Origin of the sequence: Aminobacter sp. DSM 101952 (genome assembly GCF_001424795.1) — a bacterium.
GTDB lineage: Bacteria > Pseudomonadota > Alphaproteobacteria > Rhizobiales > Rhizobiaceae > Aminobacter > Aminobacter aganoensis.
Map to the genome: position 1 here is coordinate 211,163 of NZ_LMCL01000030.1, position 16,265 is coordinate 227,427.

The window sequence follows — 16,265 nt, forward strand, 5'->3', positions numbered from 1 at the left end:
CAATGGCCAAGCCATCAGGGCCAGGCGACACTGGAAACGACCGGCCTGAAAATCGAGCTGAAAACGACATTCGCGACGATGAACTCGAGCGCCGCCGGCAACAGCTTGAAGCAACTCTTGCGACAAGACGCCAGGCCGAGCGCGAGGGGGAAAAGAGTACAGGGTCGAGTGGTGTGACCGGCTACGGCCAGGCGCTCAAGCTGTCCAGCGAGTTCATCGCCGGGATCGCGGTGGGTGTAGGTCTCGGCTGGATCATCGACCGGATGGCAGGTACGTCGCCCTGGGGGCTGATCGTGTTTCTGCTGCTCGGCTTCGGCGCCGGTGTGCTCAATGTCCTGCGTTCGGCAGGAATGGTTACCGAGGCGGGTGTCAGGTCGTCTGGCAAGCCGTCGGACGGACCGGAAAAGAAATAGTGGCGCTGCAAGGCGCAATTTAGGCGAAGGGGGGCCACGTGGCCAACGATCCAATTCATCAGTTTCAGATCTCGAAATTGATTCCGATCGAGATCGGCGGCCTCGACTTCTCCTTCACCAATTCGGCCGCCTTCATGGTCGCCACCGTGATCGCTGCGGGCGCCTTCCTGTTCCTGACGACGTCGAGCCGCGGCCTCGTGCCGAGCCGCATGCAGTCGGTTTCGGAGATGTCCTACGAATTTGTCGCCTCGATGCTAAGAGACGCCGCGGGTTCGCAGGGCATGCGGTTCTTCCCGCTCGTCTTTTCGCTGTTCATGTTCGTGCTCGTCGCCAACCTGATCGGCCTGTTTCCTTATTTCTTCACCGTCACCAGCCATCTCATCGTCACCTTCGCGCTGGCACTGCTGGTCATCGGTACCGTCATCGTCTACGGCTTCCTGAAGCACGGTTTCGGCTTCCTGAAGCTCTTCGTGCCGCAGGGCGTGCCGGGCATCCTGGTGCCGCTGGTGGTGCTGATCGAAGTGATCTCGTTCCTGTCGCGTCCGATCAGCCTGTCGGTTCGTCTGTTCGCCAACATGCTGGCCGGCCACATCACCCTCAAGGTTTTTGCCGGGTTCGTCACCTCGCTCAGCGCATTCGGCGCTGTCGGTGTCGTCGGTTCGATCCTGCCGCTGTTCATGACGGTCGCGATCACCGGCCTGGAAGTCCTGGTCGCATTCCTGCAGGCCTACGTGTTTGCGGTTCTGACCTGCATGTATCTCAACGACGCCCTGCATCCGGGCCACTGAGCAAGAATCGTCGGCGGCTCGCCGCCGGTCGGGAAATCGCAACTAAGTTTCGATCCACAAGGAGTTGGACAATGGAAGTAGACGCAGCAAAGGCAATCGGCGCAGGCATCGCGACCCTCGGCATGGGTGGCGCGGGCATCGGCCTGGGCACCATTTTCGGCAGCTACCTCTCGGGCGCCCTGCGCAACCCGTCGGCAGCTGATGGCCAGTTCGGCCGCCTGATTTTCGGCTTCGCCGTGACCGAAGCTCTCGGCATCTTCTCGCTCCTCATCGCTCTGCTGCTCCTCTTCGCATAAGAGCCGCGCAGGCGAGTTGACCGGCCGCAAGTTGCGGCCGGTAGATGACAGGGGAAAGAGATGTTTGTCACGCCGGGTTATGCCGAGGAAGTCGCGCCTGCGGCTGGGGAAGCTCAAACCGATGCCGGTACTGCAGCGCACACGGAAACGGGTGCGGAGCATGGCGGCGGCGGTGGATTGTTTCCGCCTTTCGATTCGTCGACCTATCCGTCGCAGCTCTTGTGGCTCGCGATCACTTTCGGCCTGTTCTATCTTTTCCTGAAGAACGTCGTGCTGCCGCGTGTCGGCGGTATCCTCGAGGTGCGTCGCGATCGCATCGCCGGGGATCTCGACCAGGCCGCCCGGATGAAGTCCGAGGCGGATGCGGCCGTGGCCGCATACGAGCAGGAGCTTGCCGAGGCGAAAGCCAGGGCAAACGCCATCGGCCAGGACGCACGCGACGCAGCCAAGGCGGAAGCCGAAGCCAAGCGCAAGGAAGTCGAAGCCGGGCTTGACCAGAAGCTCAGCGCTGCCGAGACCCGCATTGCCACCATCAAGGCCAACGCCATGAAGGAAGTGGGCTCCATCGCCGAGGACACCGCAGCTGCGATCGTCCAGGCTCTGGGTGCGGGCAAGGTCGACAAGGCCGACATCGCCGCTGCCGTCAAGGCAGCGGGCAAGTAGGAGAGAGGCCATGGACGCAACATTCTGGGCCACAGTCGCTCTCGTTATTTTTGTCGGGGTTGTCCTGTACCTGAAGGTGCCGGGCATGCTGTCGAAGTCGCTCGACGACCGCGCCGACCGCATTCGCGCCGAGCTCGAAGATGCACGCAAGCTGCGCGAAGAAGCCCAGCAGCTGCTCGCCGAGTATCAGCGCAAGCGCAAGGAAGCCGAGAAGGAAGCCTCCGAGATCGTCGAATCGGCGAAGCGTGAAGCAGGCCTTCTTGCTGAAGAAGCGCACAAGAAGACCGAGGAATACGTTGCGCGCCGGACCGCGCTTGCCGAGCAGAAGATCGGCCAGGCGGAGCGCGAGGCGATCAACGAAGTCCGCGCCAATGCAGTCGACCTCGCGGTCGAAGCGGCCCGCCAGGTTCTGGCCGGCAAGGCTGACGCGAAGACCAATGCCGAGCTGTTCAAGGGTTCGGTTCAGGAACTGAAGGCCAAGCTCAACTAAGTCGAGCACGCCGAAAAGAATGCAGAAAGCCGCTGGAATTTCCGGCGGCTTTTTTGTTTTCGGGACGTGCCTTGGGAGATCGAAGCATCTGGGTAGGTCGAGCGGGCGAGCCTCGAAGTGTCGTGCGGGTGCGGTCAGTCCCGGAACGGCGCGAAGGACACGCGATGGATGCGCACCGCAGCGCCATGCTCGACGATCGCTGCGCGGTGGCGGGCGGTGGCATAGCCCATATGCACCTCGAAGCCGTAGCGATTGTCGTTTGAGCCGCAGGCCGACATCATCCGGTCGCGCGTCACCTTGGCGACGATCGAGGCGGCTGCGATGGATTGCGAACGCTGGTCGCCCTTGACCAACGCCTTGCAGGTGCAGGCGAGACCGGGCGGCACGTCGCGGCCGTCGGCAAGGGCCGATTTCGCGGTCATCGGCAGGCCCGCCAGCGCGCGGCGCATCGCTTCCAGGCTTGCCTTGCGGATGTCGCTGCGGTCGATGCTGTCGGCCGAGACGGAAGCAACGGCGACGCCCAGCGCCTTGGCCAGGACATCATCGAACAATGCCTCGCGCTGGGCAGCGGTCAGCCGCTTGGAATCGTCGAGGCCAGCGGGGATGTTGTCGGGATCGAGCACGACGGCTGCGGCCACGACCGGGCCGGCGAGCGGTCCGCGTCCGGCCTCGTCGAGACCGGCGCATGGCCACAACCCTCCCGAGATCGCTTTCGTTTCGAAGGCGAAGTCGGGCTTGTCGATGAACTCGAAGAGGGGCGGAGAATCGGAACGCGGGCGAGCCATAGTGCGGCGATGCTCGCATCGGCTCCGATTCTCCGCAAGACCTTCCCGGCCGATTGGGGCGGCGGCCCGGGAAGGCACCGTCGACTGGCCACGGGGAGGGGCCGGACGGGATCTCATGCAGCGGGCATGGCCTGCCCGCGCCGTCGTCAGAGCAGCATCAGTTGCTGCTGGTCCTTGGGGGCAGCCTCGAACAGATCGGTGCGCAGCGGCGTCCGCACCGAGTTGAGGCCGAGGCGCTGGGCGGCGATCTCGAAACGGCGGCCGATCTGCCAGGCATAGGGGCCCTTGCCCTTCATGCGCTTGCCCCACTCGGAATCGTAGTCCTTGCCGTCGCGCATCGAACGGATCAGCGACAGCACGTGGCGATAGCTGTCGGGGTAATGGCGAAGCAGCCAGTCCTTGAAGATCGGACTGACTTCGAGCGGCAGGCGCAGGATGACGTAGCCGGCGCTGGTCGCACCGGCGGCCTTCGCCGAATCGAGGATGCGCTCGATTTCCTGGTCGGTGAGCCCGGGAATGATCGGCGCCACCATCACCGAGACCGGGATGCCGGCATCTGAGAGTTGCCGGATCGCCTCGAGCCGCTTGGTCGGGGTCGCGGCGCGCGGCTCCATGGTGCGCGCCAGCAGGCGGTCGAGCGTCGTCACCGACAGCGCCACCTTGGCCAGCCCCTTCTCGGCCATGCGGCCGAGGATGTCGATGTCCCTGACGATCATCGCCGACTTGGTGACAATGCCGACCGGGTGGTTGCGCGCCTCCAGCACCTCCAGCACCTCGCGCATGATGCGCCAGTTCTTTTCGATCGGCTGGTAGGGGTCGGTGTTTGTGCCGATGGCGATGGTGCGCGGCTGGTAGCCGTCCTTCGACAGCTCTCGGTCGAGCAGCCGCGCCGCGTCGGGCTTGGCAAACAGCCTGGACTCGAAGTCGAGTCCGGCCGACAGGCCCATGTAGCTGTGGGTCGGCCGGGCGAAGCAGTAGACGCAGCCATGCTCGCAGCCGCGATAGGGGTTGATCGAGCGGTCGAAGGAGATGTCCGGCGACTCGTTGCGGGTGATGATGGTGCGCGGCTTTTCGACCTGTACTTCAGTCTTGAACGGCGGCAGCTCTTCGATGGTGCTCCAGCCGTCGTCGAAGACATGGCGGCTGACCGGCTCGTAGCGCCCTGACGGATTGACGCCTGCGCCACGCCCGCGCCTGCGCTCATGGTTGATGCGCAGGCCGCTTTCCTCGACCATGGCATTGGCCATCCCGGCTCCGCCGCCCTTGAAGGCAGCAATATCGGCACGCGCAATGGGTTCCATTTCACTGTCTCCCGGAGGGAAAAGCGCCGTCCGTCGATTCGTCCAGCATGAAACTATTCCTATTCGGCGAAAGAGAACAAATCAAGAACTTTGTCGATGTGGCGGCAAAACTGGCGCTGGGCCCGGCTTTCGGATATGCGGCTAGGGATGTTGAGCGTTCTGATCGAAACCAGGGACGATGAGGAGGGGCTGGCGCGCACGCTGGCCTCGCTGGTCGGTGCTGCCGTCGAGGGCGTGGTGCGCGAGGTGATCGTCTGCGATCTCGGCTCGACCGACCAGACGCATTATGTCGCCGAGCATGCCGGCTGCGGCTATGTCGCCAGCGGCGGCATCAAGGTCGGCATCGCGCAGGCCAAGAGTGACTGGCTGCTGCTGGTCGAACCCGGCGCCCGCCTGGCCGAAGGCTGGACCGAGGACGCGGTGCGCCACATGAGCCGGCTGTCCATGGCTGCCCGCTTCACCCGGTCGAGGGCAAGCAACCGACCGTTCTGGGCGCGGGTGACATCACGGCCCCGGGCACTGGAGCAGGCGCTGATCATCACCAGGAAGCAGGCGATGGTGCAGGCGCGCAACGGCGCCGATGCCGAAGGCATCGCCCGCGGGCTGGCGATGAAGACGCTCGACGCCGAGATCGTCGTCGCCCAGCGGTAGCGTCAGGCTGTCTTGGTGCCGCCGCGCCTGAGATGTTCGTCGAGCCGCGGCATGATTTCCACGAAGTTGCATGGCATGTGGCGGTAGTCGAGCTGCGCCTTGAGGATGCCGTCCCAGGCGTCGCGGCAGGCGCCGGGCGACCCCGGCAGCACGAAGACGAAGGTGGCGTTGAGCACGCCGCCGGTGGCGCGCGACTGGATCGTCGACGTCCCGATCTTGTCGTAGGAGATGCGGTGGAACACCTCCGAGAAGCCGTCCATGCGCTTTTCGAAGATAGGCTCCAGCGCGTCGGGCGTGACGTCGCGGCCGGTGAAGCCGGTGCCGCCGGTGGTGATGATGACGTCGATCTCGGGGTCGAGCGACCAGGCGGTGACGCGCTCGCGGATCTTGTCCTTGTCGTCAGTGACGATGTCGCGTGCCTTGAGCACGTGGCCGGTTTCAGTGATGCGGTCGGCCAACGTCTGGCCCGACTTGTCGTCGGCCAGCGTGCGTGTGTCGGAGACGGTGAGCACCGCGATGCGGACAGGCACGAAGGGGCGGGGCTCGCTTGCCATTCCTGGGCTCCTAGGTCCGCGTCACGGTGGCGGTGCTGAACCAGCCGGGATGCGCGTTCGAGATCGCCGCTGCCGCACGCGTAGCGGCTGCTGCGCTGTCGAAGATGCCGAAGCAGGTGGCGCCGGAGCCCGACATGCGGGCGAAGGCGGCACCTGAACTGCGAAGCGCGGCCAGGACCTCGGCGATCGACGGTTCGATCGACATCGCTGCCTGCTCGAGGTCGTTGCGGCTCGTGGCGAGCCAGTCGAGCACGGTGTCGGCACTGTCGAGCGGCGCAAGCGGGGCATTGTCGCGCGAGGCCAGCGCGCGGAACACTTTTGGCGTCTCCACGGCGATGCCGGGATTGACCAGCACCATCGGCAGGGCCGGAAAATGCCGGACCGGATCGAGCTTTTCGCCGATGCCGCGGGCAAGGAGAGGGTGCCCGGCGAGGCACATCGGCAGGTCGGCGCCGAGCGGCAGGGCGAGGCGCGCCAGTGCGGCGGCGTCGGCCGGGAGGCGCCAGAGCCGGGACAGCGCGCGCAGCGTCGCCGCCGCATCGCTCGAACCGCCGCCGATGCCGGACGCGACAGGCAGGTGCTTTTCGAGCGAGATCGAAACCGGCTGGGCGGCATGGGCGGGATAGGCCGCCCGCAGCGCGTCGCGGGCGCGCAGGACGAGGTTGCCGGCATCGCGCGGCACGTCGCCGGCGAAGGGACCGTCGACGAAGAAGCAGTCTTCGCTCGACGCCGCAACCGTGATGCGGTCGCCGAATTCGGCGAACACGACGAGTGTCTCGAGCAGATGGTAGCCGTCGGCGCGCCGGCCGGTGACGTGCAGCGCGAGATTGATCTTGGCCGGGGCGAGTTCGGCGAGCGGAACGCTGTTCAGGGTCACGAGCCGGCGTTCATTCCTTCTCGAGCCGGTATTCGCCGGTCTCGGGGTCCTTGACCAGCGTGCCCGAGGCGCCGGTCTCGCGCTGGCGCTCGTTGCGCCGCACCTTGGCCGTCACCCGCTCGGCCTCCCTGATGAAGGAGCGATAGCCGATATAGGCGACCACGCCGACAAGCGCGAAAAAGATGAGCTGAGGCATCGTCATTCTCCTCCCTTCGGTTGCCGGGTGCGTTTCCGGCCAGCCGGGGTCATTCCCCGATGATAGTCCGCGGTTTCGGCTTTTTCAAAGGCCGAAGCGGCTCCACAATGCGCGCTCTTCCGCCGCATCCACCAGCCCCGAGGCGACGGCGCCGGCGACATCGGGGCCAAAGCCTGAAGTCGAAGAGCCGAGGCCGAGGCGGCGGCCGAACAGGCCGCGCGGCGCGGTGATGAGCTTGAGTTCGGCCTTGGCGCCGTAGCGGTCCCTGAGCACGGTTCGCATGTCGCCGAGGGAATCGACCAGGCCGAGCTCCAGCCCCTTCTTGCCCGACCAGAACAGGCCGGTGAACAGGTCCGGATCGTCCTTGAGCTTGCCGCGGCGACGGTCCTTGACCATGTCGATGAAAGTCTCGTGCACTTCGAGCTGCAGCTTCTTCAGCCGCTCGATGTCTTCCTTCTTTTCCGGCTGGAACGGATCGAGCGTCGCCTTGTTCTCGCCCGCCGTGTAGACGCGCCGCTCGACGCCGATCTTCTTGATCAGGTCGGTGAAGCCGAAGGAAGCCGACACCACGCCGATCGATCCGACGATGGACGAGGGGTCGGCGATGATCTCGTCGCCGGCGATCGCGATCATGTAGCCGCCCGAGGCGGCGACGTCCTCGACGAAGACCAGCACCTTCTTGTTCTTCTCGGCGGCAAGGTCGCGTATGCGCTTGTAGATCAGCCGCGACTGCACCGGCGAGCCGCCGGGAGAGTTGATCGAAATGGCGACCGCCGGGCCGGGAATGGCGAACGCCTTCTCGATCAGGCCGGCAGTGGTTGCCAGCGAAAGGGTCGGCCGGAACTGGCCGCCGCCCGACATGATCGCGCCCTGCAGCCTGAGCACGGGAATGACGACCTCGCCGCCACGCATCGATCTCGGCAGCAGGCGGCGCAACAGCTTCTTCACGTTTCGGTCTCTCCGGTCTGTGTCATGCGGGATGTATGCATTCCTGCGACATCCGCAATGCTTTGGCGTTGCTCAGTCGCCGAAAAGCGACGAGCGGCCGTTGCTTATATCATCGGCGCGTTGCGACAACCTGTCGTCCGCATCGCGCAGCACGAGCGGCGGGCAGAGCGCCAGCGGCGCCCGCGAGGCCCTGACGGCGCGCACGACGACGCGGATCGCGGCGGCGTCGGCGCGGGGATGGACCGGCACGATCTCGACCTTGCCAAAACGCCCGTCCAGGGCGCCGAGGATGGGGGCCAACTGTTCCGGCCGGGCGATGATGGCCAGCCCGCCGCGCGGCCTGACGACTGCGGCGGCACTGCGGATCCAGTTCTCGAACAGCCCGTCGTCCATGACGTGCGCCTGCCGCTTCAGCGCGTCCGGCGTCGGCCGGTGATGCGGCGGATTGAAGGGCGGGTTCATGATGACGAAGTCGAGCGAGCCGTCGGCAAGCCCGGCCTGGGTGCGTGCCTTACCCGAAAGGCCGACATCGGCGACGAGCACGGAGGCGCGTTGGCGCAGCTGCGCATTGCCGGGATGGGCAAGCGTGGCGTCGGCAAAGGCCGCCATTTCAGGCGTGAGCTCGACGAGCACCACCTCTGCCTGCTTGCAGCGCGAGGCGACCGCAAGGCCGGCAGCACCGGCGCCGGCCCCGAAATCGGCGAGCCGGCCGGCGAATGAGCCCGGTACGGCAGCGGCGAGCGTCAAGGCATCCATGCCGGAGCGGTGGCCGTTGTCCTTCGGCTGGACCAGCCAGAACTCGCCGCGGTGGAAGGCGTCCACCGTGTGCGGCGGCAGATCCACGTCCGGGGCTGGCGGCGGTTCGGCTGTCACTTCTGGCGGATTTCGTGCTCGATGCCGGCATCCGTCAGCAACTGGCGCGCCTCGTCGGCGTCGTCCTCGTCGATCATGATGCGGCGCGGCAGGATGCCGATCGAACCGTCGAGCACGCTCATGTTCTGGTCGGCGACGAAGCAGCCGATGCCGGCATCGCGCAGCAGCGATTCCACGAAGGAGATGATGACGGCGTCGTTGGTGCGGATGAGTTCGATCATGCCGGGGAAATTCGCAGTTTGAGGCCGTGAAGTAAACGCCGCGTGTTGCACCGCGCCAATTCGCCACTTGCGGGTAGAGTGCATGCCGCCTTAGAATCGCCTAAGAGCTACGCGCGCGACCACGCGCCTGTGTAAACTGGGAGTGTAGGCCTTGGGTGTCGTTCTCAACATCGAGAAGGGAAAGCGGGACGCTGCGTCGATCAAGGATTTGATCGACCTGACTTCGGCCGACATGGCCAGGGTCAACGAGCTGATCCTTTCCAAGGCCGGCTCCGATGTCGAGATGATCCCGGAGGTCGCCAACCATCTCATCTCCTCCGGCGGCAAGCGCCTGCGGCCGATGCTGACCCTGGCAGCCGCCCAGATGTTCGGCTACTCCGGCGAAAACCACGTCAGGCTGGCCACGTCGGTCGAGTTCATGCACACAGCAACGCTGCTGCATGACGACGTCGTCGACGAAAGCGACCTGCGTCGCGGCAAGAAGACGGCCCGCACCATCTGGGGCAACCAGGCGAGCGTGCTGGTCGGCGACTTCCTGCTCGGCCAGGCGTTCCGCATGATGGTCGAGGTCGGTTCGCTCGAGGCGCTCGACATCCTGTCGTCCGCCGCATCGATCATCGCCGAGGGCGAGGTCATGCAACTGGCTGCCGCCAAGAACCTCGAAACCACCGAGGACGAGCATTTCGCCGTCATCAAGGCAAAGACCGCGGCGCTGTTTTCTGCTGCCGCCGAAGTCGGCCCGGTGATCGCCGGCGCCTCGAAGAACGACAAGGCGGCACTGCGCTCCTATGGCATGAATCTCGGCCTTGCCTTCCAGCTTATCGACGATGCGCTGGATTATGGCGGTTCGGCCAAGGACCTCGGCAAGAATGTCGGCGACGACTTCCGCGAGGGCAAGGTTACCCTGCCGGTGATCCTGAGCTACCGTCGTGGCACCGCTGCCGAGCGCGCATTCTGGAAAAGCGCGATCGAGGATGGCGCCACCGACGACGCCGCCCTGGAGAAGGCCGTCGGCCTGATGGTGCGGCACGGTGCGATTGCCGACACGATCGGACGCGCCAGCCATTTCGGCGAGATTGCCCGCGACGCGCTCGCCCCGCTCGAACAGACGCCGCAAAAGTCGGCATTGCTCGACGTCATCGATTTCTGCATCAGCCGCGTCGTCTGAGGCCGGCCCTGGTTCGCGCATCCGCCGCCGGCTGTGCAAACCTTGGACCGGCTGTCGGATTGTGAAGCGGCTGCGGATTGATGCGCGACCCCAAAAAGGCCATGCTTGGCGCAGACAAGCGGTTGCGACCCGGCTTACGGGTGTCATGATGACCGTGGGACCTCACTAGGAAGGACTTTCATGCGGCAGCGACGCGCGATCTGGCTGTTGGGCCTTGCGGCTCTGGCGGGCTTTACCGCCCTGACCCAGCCCGGATATGCCAAAGAGATCACCGAGCCGGTTGAAATCAGCTCGTTTTCCGGCGCTTACCTGGCGGCGCGTACCGCCGAAGCCGACGACGACCTGGACAGCGCCATCGCCTATTACAAGCGCGCTTTGGCCTTCGATCCCGAAGACACCGCCCTGCAGCAAAGCGTGATGCTGGCGCTGATCGCGCAGGGCCGCTTCGATGAATCGCTGCCCTATGCCCAGATGCTGAAGACGGTCCCCGACGTCGAGCGCTTCTCGCGGCTGGCGCTGGCCGTCGATACGTTTCGCAAGAAGGATTACGAAGCCGCCCAGAACTGGCTCAAGCTGGCGCTCGAATCCGACCTCGACCGCCTGATCACCGGTGTGATGACCGGCTGGGCCAAGCAGGGCGAAGGCAAGGCCGGCGACGGGCTGCAGTTCCTCGACAAGCTCGAGGGACCCGAATGGTACGACCTGTTCAAGACCTACCATCGTGCGCTGATCGCCGAGTCTGCCGGCCAGAAGGACAAGGCCGGCGAGATCTACAAGGCGGCGATCGACAATCTCGGCGCCGGCAGCGCCGCGCCCGAAACCTGGATGCGTGCCGCCGAGGCCTATGCCGGCTTCCTGGCGCGCGGTGGCAAGAAGACCGAAGCGCTGGCGGTCCTCGACCGCGCCGACGAGTTTGCGCCGGGCAAGTTGCCGATTTCGTCCTTGCGGGAAAAGATCACCAAGGGCGAGAAGATTGCGCCGCTGGTCTCCGGCCCGAACGACGGTGCCGCCGAAATCCTGCTCAACCTGTCGACCGCGCTCAATCGCGGCGGCGGCGAGCCGTTCGTCCGGCTGTACCTGCAATACGCGCTGGCGCTGAAGCCGGAGAGCGACGAGTTGCTGGTGCAGCTCGCGGCGATTGCCGAACAGCAGCAGGACGGCGAACAGGCGATCGCACTCTATCGCCGCGTGCCCGCATCCTCGCCGCTCAAGCGGCTGTCGGAACTGCAACTCGGCCTCAACCTTGCGGACCTGAAGCGCCACGACGAGGCGATCAAGCATCTCAAGGCACTGGTCGACGCCAATCCCGAAGACATGCGCGGTTATCTCGCGCTCGGCGGCGTCTATGCGGCGACCGACAACTACCGCGCCGCAGCCGATGTCTACGACAAGGCTGTCGGCGTGCTGAAGACGCCGACCAACGTCAACTGGAACGTCTTCTACCAGCGCGGCATCGCCTATGAGCGGCTCAAGGAATGGCCGAAAGCCGAGCCGAACTTCCGCGAGGCGCTGAAGCTGTTCCCCAACCAGCCGCAGGTGCTCAACTATCTCGGCTATTCCTGGGTCGACATGAACATCAATCTCGAGGAGGGCCTCGGGATGATCAAGCAGGCCGCCGACCTGCGTCCGAGCGACGGCTACATCATCGATTCGCTCGGCTGGGCCTATTATCGCCTCGGCCGTTTCGACGATGCCGTGCGCGAGCTGGAGCGTGCCGTCTCGCTCAAGCCCGACGATGCGGTTCTCAACGACCACCTCGGCGATGCCTACTGGCGCGCCGGGCGCCGGCTCGAAGCGACGTTCCAGTGGAGCCATGCGCGCGACATGAAGCCGGAGCCCAATGTCCTGGCCGACGTCGAGCAGAAGCTGGCGAAAGGCATGCCGCCGATGCCGGAGAAGCCGACGGCCCTCGAAGCCCCGGCAAAGCCGCCGGTGGTCAAGCCGGCAGCCCCTGCAACGGACAGCCAGAAGAAGAGCGAGCTGGAGACGCCGGCGACAGAGCCCGTGGTCCAGGCCATCCCTGCCGCCTACAAGGTGCAGCGTGGCCAATCGCTGTGGTCGATCGCCAACGAGGTGCTGGGCAATGGCGACCGCTACCGCGAACTGCTCGATCTCAATCCCGAACTGCGCGGCGATCCGGCCCGCCTGGCGCCCGGACAGGAACTGCGCCTGCCCGGCAATTGACCGGCAGCATTGGCGGCGGCTGAGCGCCGCTGCTTGACCCATATCTTCGGGCGGAATAGGACGGGGCCTCTCTGGCCCCGTTTTGCTGCGGGGCGCGCCAATGATCGAGCGTTGCCCGTGACCGACACCATGCCTGCCCACATGCACCCCAGCCGCTCGTTCCAGGGGCTGATCCTGACGCTGCACAGTTTCTGGGCCGCGCAGGGCTGCATCATCCTGCAGCCCTACGACATGGAAGTGGGCGCCGGTACCTTCCACCCGGCGACGACCTTGCGCGCGCTCGGTCCGCGGCGCTGGAACGCGGCCTATGTGCAGCCGTCGCGCCGTCCGAAGGACGGCCGCTATGGCGAGAACCCCAACCGCCTGCAGCACTATTACCAGTACCAAGTGATCCTGAAGCCGAACCCGTCCAACCTGCAGGAGCTCTATCTCGGCTCGCTGAAGGCGATCGGCATCGACCCGCTGGTGCATGACATCCGCTTCGTCGAGGACGACTGGGAAAGCCCGACGCTGGGCGCCTGGGGCCTTGGCTGGGAGTGCTGGTGCGACGGCATGGAGGTGTCGCAGTTCACCTACTTCCAGCAGGTCTGCGGCATCGAATGCGCGCCCGTGGCCGGCGAACTGACCTACGGCCTCGAACGGCTGGCGATGTATGTGCAGGGCGTCGACAATGTCTACGACCTCAATTTCAACGGCCTCGAAGGCGATGACAAGGTCACCTATGGCGAGGTCTTCCTGCAGGCCGAGCAGGAATATTCCAGGCACAATTTCGAGCACGCCAACACGGCGATGCTGCTCAGGCACTTCGAGGATGCCGAAGCCGAGTGCAAGGCGCTGCTGGCCGCCGGCGCGCCCGCCGAGGGCGGCAACCTGGCCCAGCACAAGATGGTGTTTCCGGCCTACGACCAGTGCATCAAGGCGAGCCACGTCTTCAACCTGCTCGACGCACGCGGCGTGATCTCGGTCACTGAACGCCAGAGCTACATCCTGCGCGTCCGCAACTTGTCCAAGGCTTGCGGCGAAGCTTTCTTGTTGACGGAAGCCGGCGGCCTGGCGGCTTGAGCTATTTACCTCCCCCTTGATGGGGGGAGGTCGCCGCGAAGCGGCAATCAGGCTGCAGCGAGTTCCAGCCCTTCCGGAAGGCGTGGCTGCAGCGGTTCGCCATTGATCGTCTGCAGCGCCTTGCGCACGCCGGGCATCCTGAACTCGGCCGGCGCCGCCACATGCATGGCGAGCAGGGCGCTGAGGCTGAGGATCTGGAGCAGGGCGGAGGCGGTTTTCATCGTCGTTTTGCCAATAGGTGTCTGTCTGAGCGTGGGTCGCTCCAGCGCAGCGTTCGGTTCATGGAAATCTTCATTCCAAGGACGAATTCGCCGGCCACGCCCCGACACCTCGACGGAATTTTGCCGAACGCGTTCGGGAAGGTGACAGCGGGCGGCTGAGTTGCTATGCCGCGCGGACCATTTCCCGCGTGAGCCCGTCCGATGCCCGATCTGCTTCTAGAGTTGCGTTCCGAAGAAATCCCCGCGCGCATGCAGCGCAAGGCGGCGGGCGATCTGAGGAAGATGCTGACCGACGGTCTGGTCGAGGCGGGGCTGACCTATGAGGCGGCGCGCGAATACTGGACGCCGCGCCGGCTGACGCTCGACATCAGGGGGCTGACCGCTCGCTCCAAGGACATCCGCGAGGACCGCAAGGGCCCGAGCACCAAGGCGCCGGAAGCCGCGATCCAGGGGTTTCTGCGCAGCGCCGGACTGGCTTCGATCTCGGAGGCGCATGTCCATAGCGATCCCAAGAAGGGCGATTTCTACGTCGCCCACATCTCCAAGCCAGGCCGTGCGGCCGAAGAAATCGTCGCCGAGCTGATGCCGGCGATCGTCAAGAGCTTCCCCTGGCCGAAGTCGATGCGCTGGGGCCCGGCCTCGGCCAAGCCGGGCAGCCTGCGCTGGGTGCGCCCGCTGCAGTCGATCGTCTGCACCTTCGGCCCCGAGACTGAAGAGCCTGTGGTGATCGACTTCGAGGTCGACGGCATCCGCTCCGGCAACGTCACATACGGTCATCGCTTCCACGCGCCTGGCGCGATCACGGTGCGCCGCTTCGACGATTACGCGGCAAAGCTGGAGGCGGCCAAGGTGGTCATCGACGCCGACCGCCGCAAGGAGATGATCGTCGCCGACGCGCGCAACCTTGCCTTTGCCAGCGGGCTCGAACTGGTCGAGGACGAGGGGCTGCTGGAAGAGGTTTCGGGCCTGGTCGAATGGCCGGTGGTGCTGATGGGCACCTTCGAGGACGCCTTCCTCGAAATCCCCGCCGAGGTCATCCGCCTGACCATCCGCGCCAACCAGAAGTGCTTCGTGACGCGGCCGCAGGGCCAGGAGGATGCGCTCTCCAACCACTTCATCCTGACCTCGAACATCGAGGCCACCGATGGCGGCAAGGAAATCGCCCATGGCAACGGCAAGGTCGTGCGCGCACGCCTGTCGGATGCGCTCTATTTCTGGAACACCGACCAGGGCGACCTGCCCGACCTCGATACGCTGAAATCGTCGGCCGAAGCCTTCGGCCTGGATCTCAACAAGCCGCTCGACCAGCGCATGGCCCGCCTCGACCATCTCGGCGTGACATTCCACGCCAAGCTCGGCACGCAAGGCCAGCGCGTCCAGCGCATCCGCGGGCTGGCCCGCGCCATCGCGCCGCTGGTCGGCGCCGAGCCGAAGCTGGCAGACCGCGCCGCCGTGCTCGCCAAGGCCGACCTGCAGACAGAGGTCGTCGGCGAGTTCCCCGAATTGCAGGGCGCCATGGGCCGCAAATATGCGTTGCTGCAGGGCGAGAGCCCGTCGGTCGCAGCCGCCCTCGAGGAGCACTACAAGCCGCAGGGCCCCTCCGACCGGGTGCCGGCCGACCCGGTTTCGGTGTCGGTGGCGCTGGCCGACAAGCTCGACACGCTGGTCGGCTTCTGGACCATCGATGAGAAGCCGACGGGTTCGAAGGACCCCTACGCGCTGCGCCGCGCAGCACTGGGCATCGTCAGGATCATCCTGTCGGCACGCGGCAGCCTGCCGTTGCAGGGTCTGTTCGACGCGGCCCTTGCGCAGCTCGAGGAAGGCTCGGTCCAGCGCCGGCTGGCGGCGTTCGAAGCCTCGCAGGCGGCGATCGACAGCGGCGACGTCGATGGCGAGCAGGACGTCGACAACGCGCTCGCCGCCTACGAGGCCGAGCTGCGCCGGGACGTCATCGCGGCTGCCGGCGCGCTCAAGGCCGACCTGCTGGCGTTCTTCCATGACCGCCTCAAGGTCTATCTTCGCGAGCTCGGCGCCCGCCACGACCTGATCGACGCGGTGATCACGCCCGAGGCGGACGACCTCCTGGCCGTCACCCGCCGGGTCGAGGCGCTCGGGCAGTTCCTCGACACCGAAGACGGCAAGAACCTGCTGGCCGGCACCAAGCGTGCGGCCAACATCTTGGCCGCCGAAGAGAAGAAGGGCACGGCCGTCGCCGATGCCGTCGACCCCGGCCTGTTCCGCGAGGACGCGGAGAAGGCGCTGTTCGCGCCGATGAATCAGGCCATCAGCGAAGCCGGCCAAGCCATACGGAATGAAGACTTTTCCGGCGCCATGCGCGCGCTGAGCGTGCTGCGCGAACCGGTGGATGCGTTCTTCGAGAAGGTTCTCGTCAATGACGAGGATCTGGCCGTGCGGGCAAATCGCCTGGCGCTGCTCGCCCGCATCCGCGCGGCGACCGACCAGGTCGCCGACTTCTCCAAGATCGCCGGCTGAGGCAGGGCGGCGCAGGCCGCCCTCCGTCGCGCAGGGGGACCTTGACGCTGTTGCGGTGGGCCTCGATCAACTGATCGCCGT

General features: G+C 65.8%; 19 protein-coding genes. 10 read left to right on the forward strand and 9 right to left on the reverse strand.

Annotated features, from left to right (window positions below; all coding sequences use genetic code 11):
* Nucleotides 1-2: 2 nt before the first annotated feature.
* From ASC75_RS17485 to ASC75_RS17505, 5 genes are all read left to right on the forward strand, one after another.
* Nucleotides 3-413 carry an AtpZ/AtpI family protein gene (locus ASC75_RS17485; RefSeq protein WP_055978444.1) on the forward strand — a complete coding sequence of 137 codons (411 nt, stop codon included), beginning with the start codon at nucleotides 3-5 and terminating at the stop codon, nucleotides 411-413.
* Nucleotides 414-451: 38 nt separating this feature from the next.
* Nucleotides 452-1,201, forward strand: coding sequence for a F0F1 ATP synthase subunit A (locus ASC75_RS17490; protein ID WP_055978219.1), 750 nt, complete (start codon nucleotides 452-454; stop codon nucleotides 1,199-1,201).
* A 71-nt stretch (nucleotides 1,202-1,272) separates the two neighbouring features.
* Nucleotides 1,273-1,497: a F0F1 ATP synthase subunit C gene (locus ASC75_RS17495; RefSeq protein WP_055978221.1), complete on the forward strand. Its 225-nt coding sequence runs from the start codon at nucleotides 1,273-1,275 to the stop codon at nucleotides 1,495-1,497.
* 60 nt (nucleotides 1,498-1,557) lie between these two features.
* Complete coding sequence (locus tag ASC75_RS17500; protein WP_055978223.1) at nucleotides 1,558-2,160, forward strand: F0F1 ATP synthase subunit B; 603 nt, start codon at nucleotides 1,558-1,560, stop codon at nucleotides 2,158-2,160.
* 10 nt (nucleotides 2,161-2,170) lie between these two features.
* Entirely contained in the window at nucleotides 2,171-2,650 is a 480-nt protein-coding gene (locus tag ASC75_RS17505) for a F0F1 ATP synthase subunit B (protein ID WP_055978225.1), read from the forward strand.
* 134 nt (nucleotides 2,651-2,784) lie between these two features.
* On the opposite strand, the gene ASC75_RS17510 is transcribed toward ASC75_RS17505, so the two are convergent.
* Together ASC75_RS17510 and ASC75_RS17515 are read right to left on the reverse strand one after the other, a co-directional pair.
* Nucleotides 2,785-3,435: a ribonuclease HII gene (locus ASC75_RS17510; protein WP_055978227.1), complete on the reverse strand. Its 651-nt coding sequence runs from the start codon at nucleotides 3,433-3,435 to the stop codon at nucleotides 2,785-2,787.
* A 146-nt stretch (nucleotides 3,436-3,581) separates the two neighbouring features.
* Entirely contained in the window at nucleotides 3,582-4,736 is a 1,155-nt protein-coding gene (locus ASC75_RS17515) for a PA0069 family radical SAM protein (RefSeq protein WP_055978229.1), read from the reverse strand.
* Nucleotides 4,737-4,883: 147 nt separating this feature from the next.
* Between ASC75_RS17515 and ASC75_RS17520 the strand changes: the two genes are divergently transcribed.
* Entirely contained in the window at nucleotides 4,884-5,387 is a 504-nt protein-coding gene (locus ASC75_RS17520; protein WP_055978231.1) for a glycosyl transferase family 2, read from the forward strand.
* 2 nt (nucleotides 5,388-5,389) lie between these two features.
* Here ASC75_RS17520 and moaB read toward each other — a convergent pair whose 3' ends face one another.
* The 6 genes from moaB to ASC75_RS17550 form a co-directional block, all read right to left on the reverse strand.
* Complete coding sequence (gene moaB / locus ASC75_RS17525) at nucleotides 5,390-5,941, reverse strand: molybdenum cofactor biosynthesis protein B (RefSeq protein WP_055978233.1); 552 nt, start codon at nucleotides 5,939-5,941, stop codon at nucleotides 5,390-5,392.
* A 10-nt stretch (nucleotides 5,942-5,951) separates the two neighbouring features.
* On the reverse strand, nucleotides 5,952-6,818 hold the full coding sequence (locus tag ASC75_RS17530) for a 4-(cytidine 5'-diphospho)-2-C-methyl-D-erythritol kinase (RefSeq protein ID WP_055978235.1): 867 nt from the start codon (nucleotides 6,816-6,818) through the stop codon (nucleotides 5,952-5,954).
* Nucleotides 6,819-6,828: 10 nt separating this feature from the next.
* Nucleotides 6,829-7,014, reverse strand: a complete 186-nt coding sequence (locus ASC75_RS17535) for a hypothetical protein (protein WP_055978237.1) — start codon at nucleotides 7,012-7,014, stop codon at nucleotides 6,829-6,831.
* 84 nt (nucleotides 7,015-7,098) lie between these two features.
* On the reverse strand, nucleotides 7,099-7,962 hold the full coding sequence (locus tag ASC75_RS17540; RefSeq protein WP_055978239.1) for a S49 family peptidase: 864 nt from the start codon (nucleotides 7,960-7,962) through the stop codon (nucleotides 7,099-7,101).
* 72 nt (nucleotides 7,963-8,034) lie between these two features.
* Nucleotides 8,035-8,835: a methyltransferase gene (locus ASC75_RS17545; protein ID WP_055978240.1), complete on the reverse strand. Its 801-nt coding sequence runs from the start codon at nucleotides 8,833-8,835 to the stop codon at nucleotides 8,035-8,037.
* Complete coding sequence (locus ASC75_RS17550; protein ID WP_055978242.1) at nucleotides 8,832-9,056, reverse strand: DUF2007 domain-containing protein; 225 nt, start codon at nucleotides 9,054-9,056, stop codon at nucleotides 8,832-8,834. The genes ASC75_RS17545 and ASC75_RS17550 overlap by 4 nt, the downstream gene beginning before the upstream one ends.
* A gap of 151 nt (nucleotides 9,057-9,207) precedes the next feature.
* Here ASC75_RS17550 and ASC75_RS17555 point away from each other — a divergent pair, with 151 nt between their 5' ends.
* The 3 genes from ASC75_RS17555 to ASC75_RS17565 all read left to right on the forward strand — a co-directional run bounded on the left by ASC75_RS17555 (nucleotide 9,208) and on the right by ASC75_RS17565 (nucleotide 13,470).
* Nucleotides 9,208-10,224, forward strand: coding sequence for a polyprenyl synthetase family protein (locus tag ASC75_RS17555; RefSeq protein WP_055978246.1), 1,017 nt, complete (start codon nucleotides 9,208-9,210; stop codon nucleotides 10,222-10,224).
* Nucleotides 10,225-10,404: 180 nt separating this feature from the next.
* Nucleotides 10,405-12,408, forward strand: coding sequence for a tetratricopeptide repeat protein (locus ASC75_RS17560; protein WP_055978248.1), 2,004 nt, complete (start codon nucleotides 10,405-10,407; stop codon nucleotides 12,406-12,408).
* Nucleotides 12,409-12,525: 117 nt separating this feature from the next.
* Nucleotides 12,526-13,470: a glycine--tRNA ligase subunit alpha gene (locus ASC75_RS17565; protein ID WP_055978445.1), complete on the forward strand. Its 945-nt coding sequence runs from the start codon at nucleotides 12,526-12,528 to the stop codon at nucleotides 13,468-13,470.
* Between the two features lie 47 nt (nucleotides 13,471-13,517).
* Here the strand turns inward: ASC75_RS17565 and ASC75_RS26135 are convergent, their stop codons facing one another.
* On the reverse strand, nucleotides 13,518-13,691 hold the full coding sequence (locus ASC75_RS26135; RefSeq protein ID WP_156381304.1) for a hypothetical protein: 174 nt from the start codon (nucleotides 13,689-13,691) through the stop codon (nucleotides 13,518-13,520).
* A gap of 201 nt (nucleotides 13,692-13,892) precedes the next feature.
* On the opposite strand from ASC75_RS26135, the gene glyS reads away from it, so the two are divergent.
* Complete coding sequence (glyS, locus tag ASC75_RS17570) at nucleotides 13,893-16,184, forward strand: glycine--tRNA ligase subunit beta (RefSeq protein ID WP_055978251.1); 2,292 nt, start codon at nucleotides 13,893-13,895, stop codon at nucleotides 16,182-16,184.
* Nucleotides 16,185-16,265 lie beyond the last annotated feature (81 nt).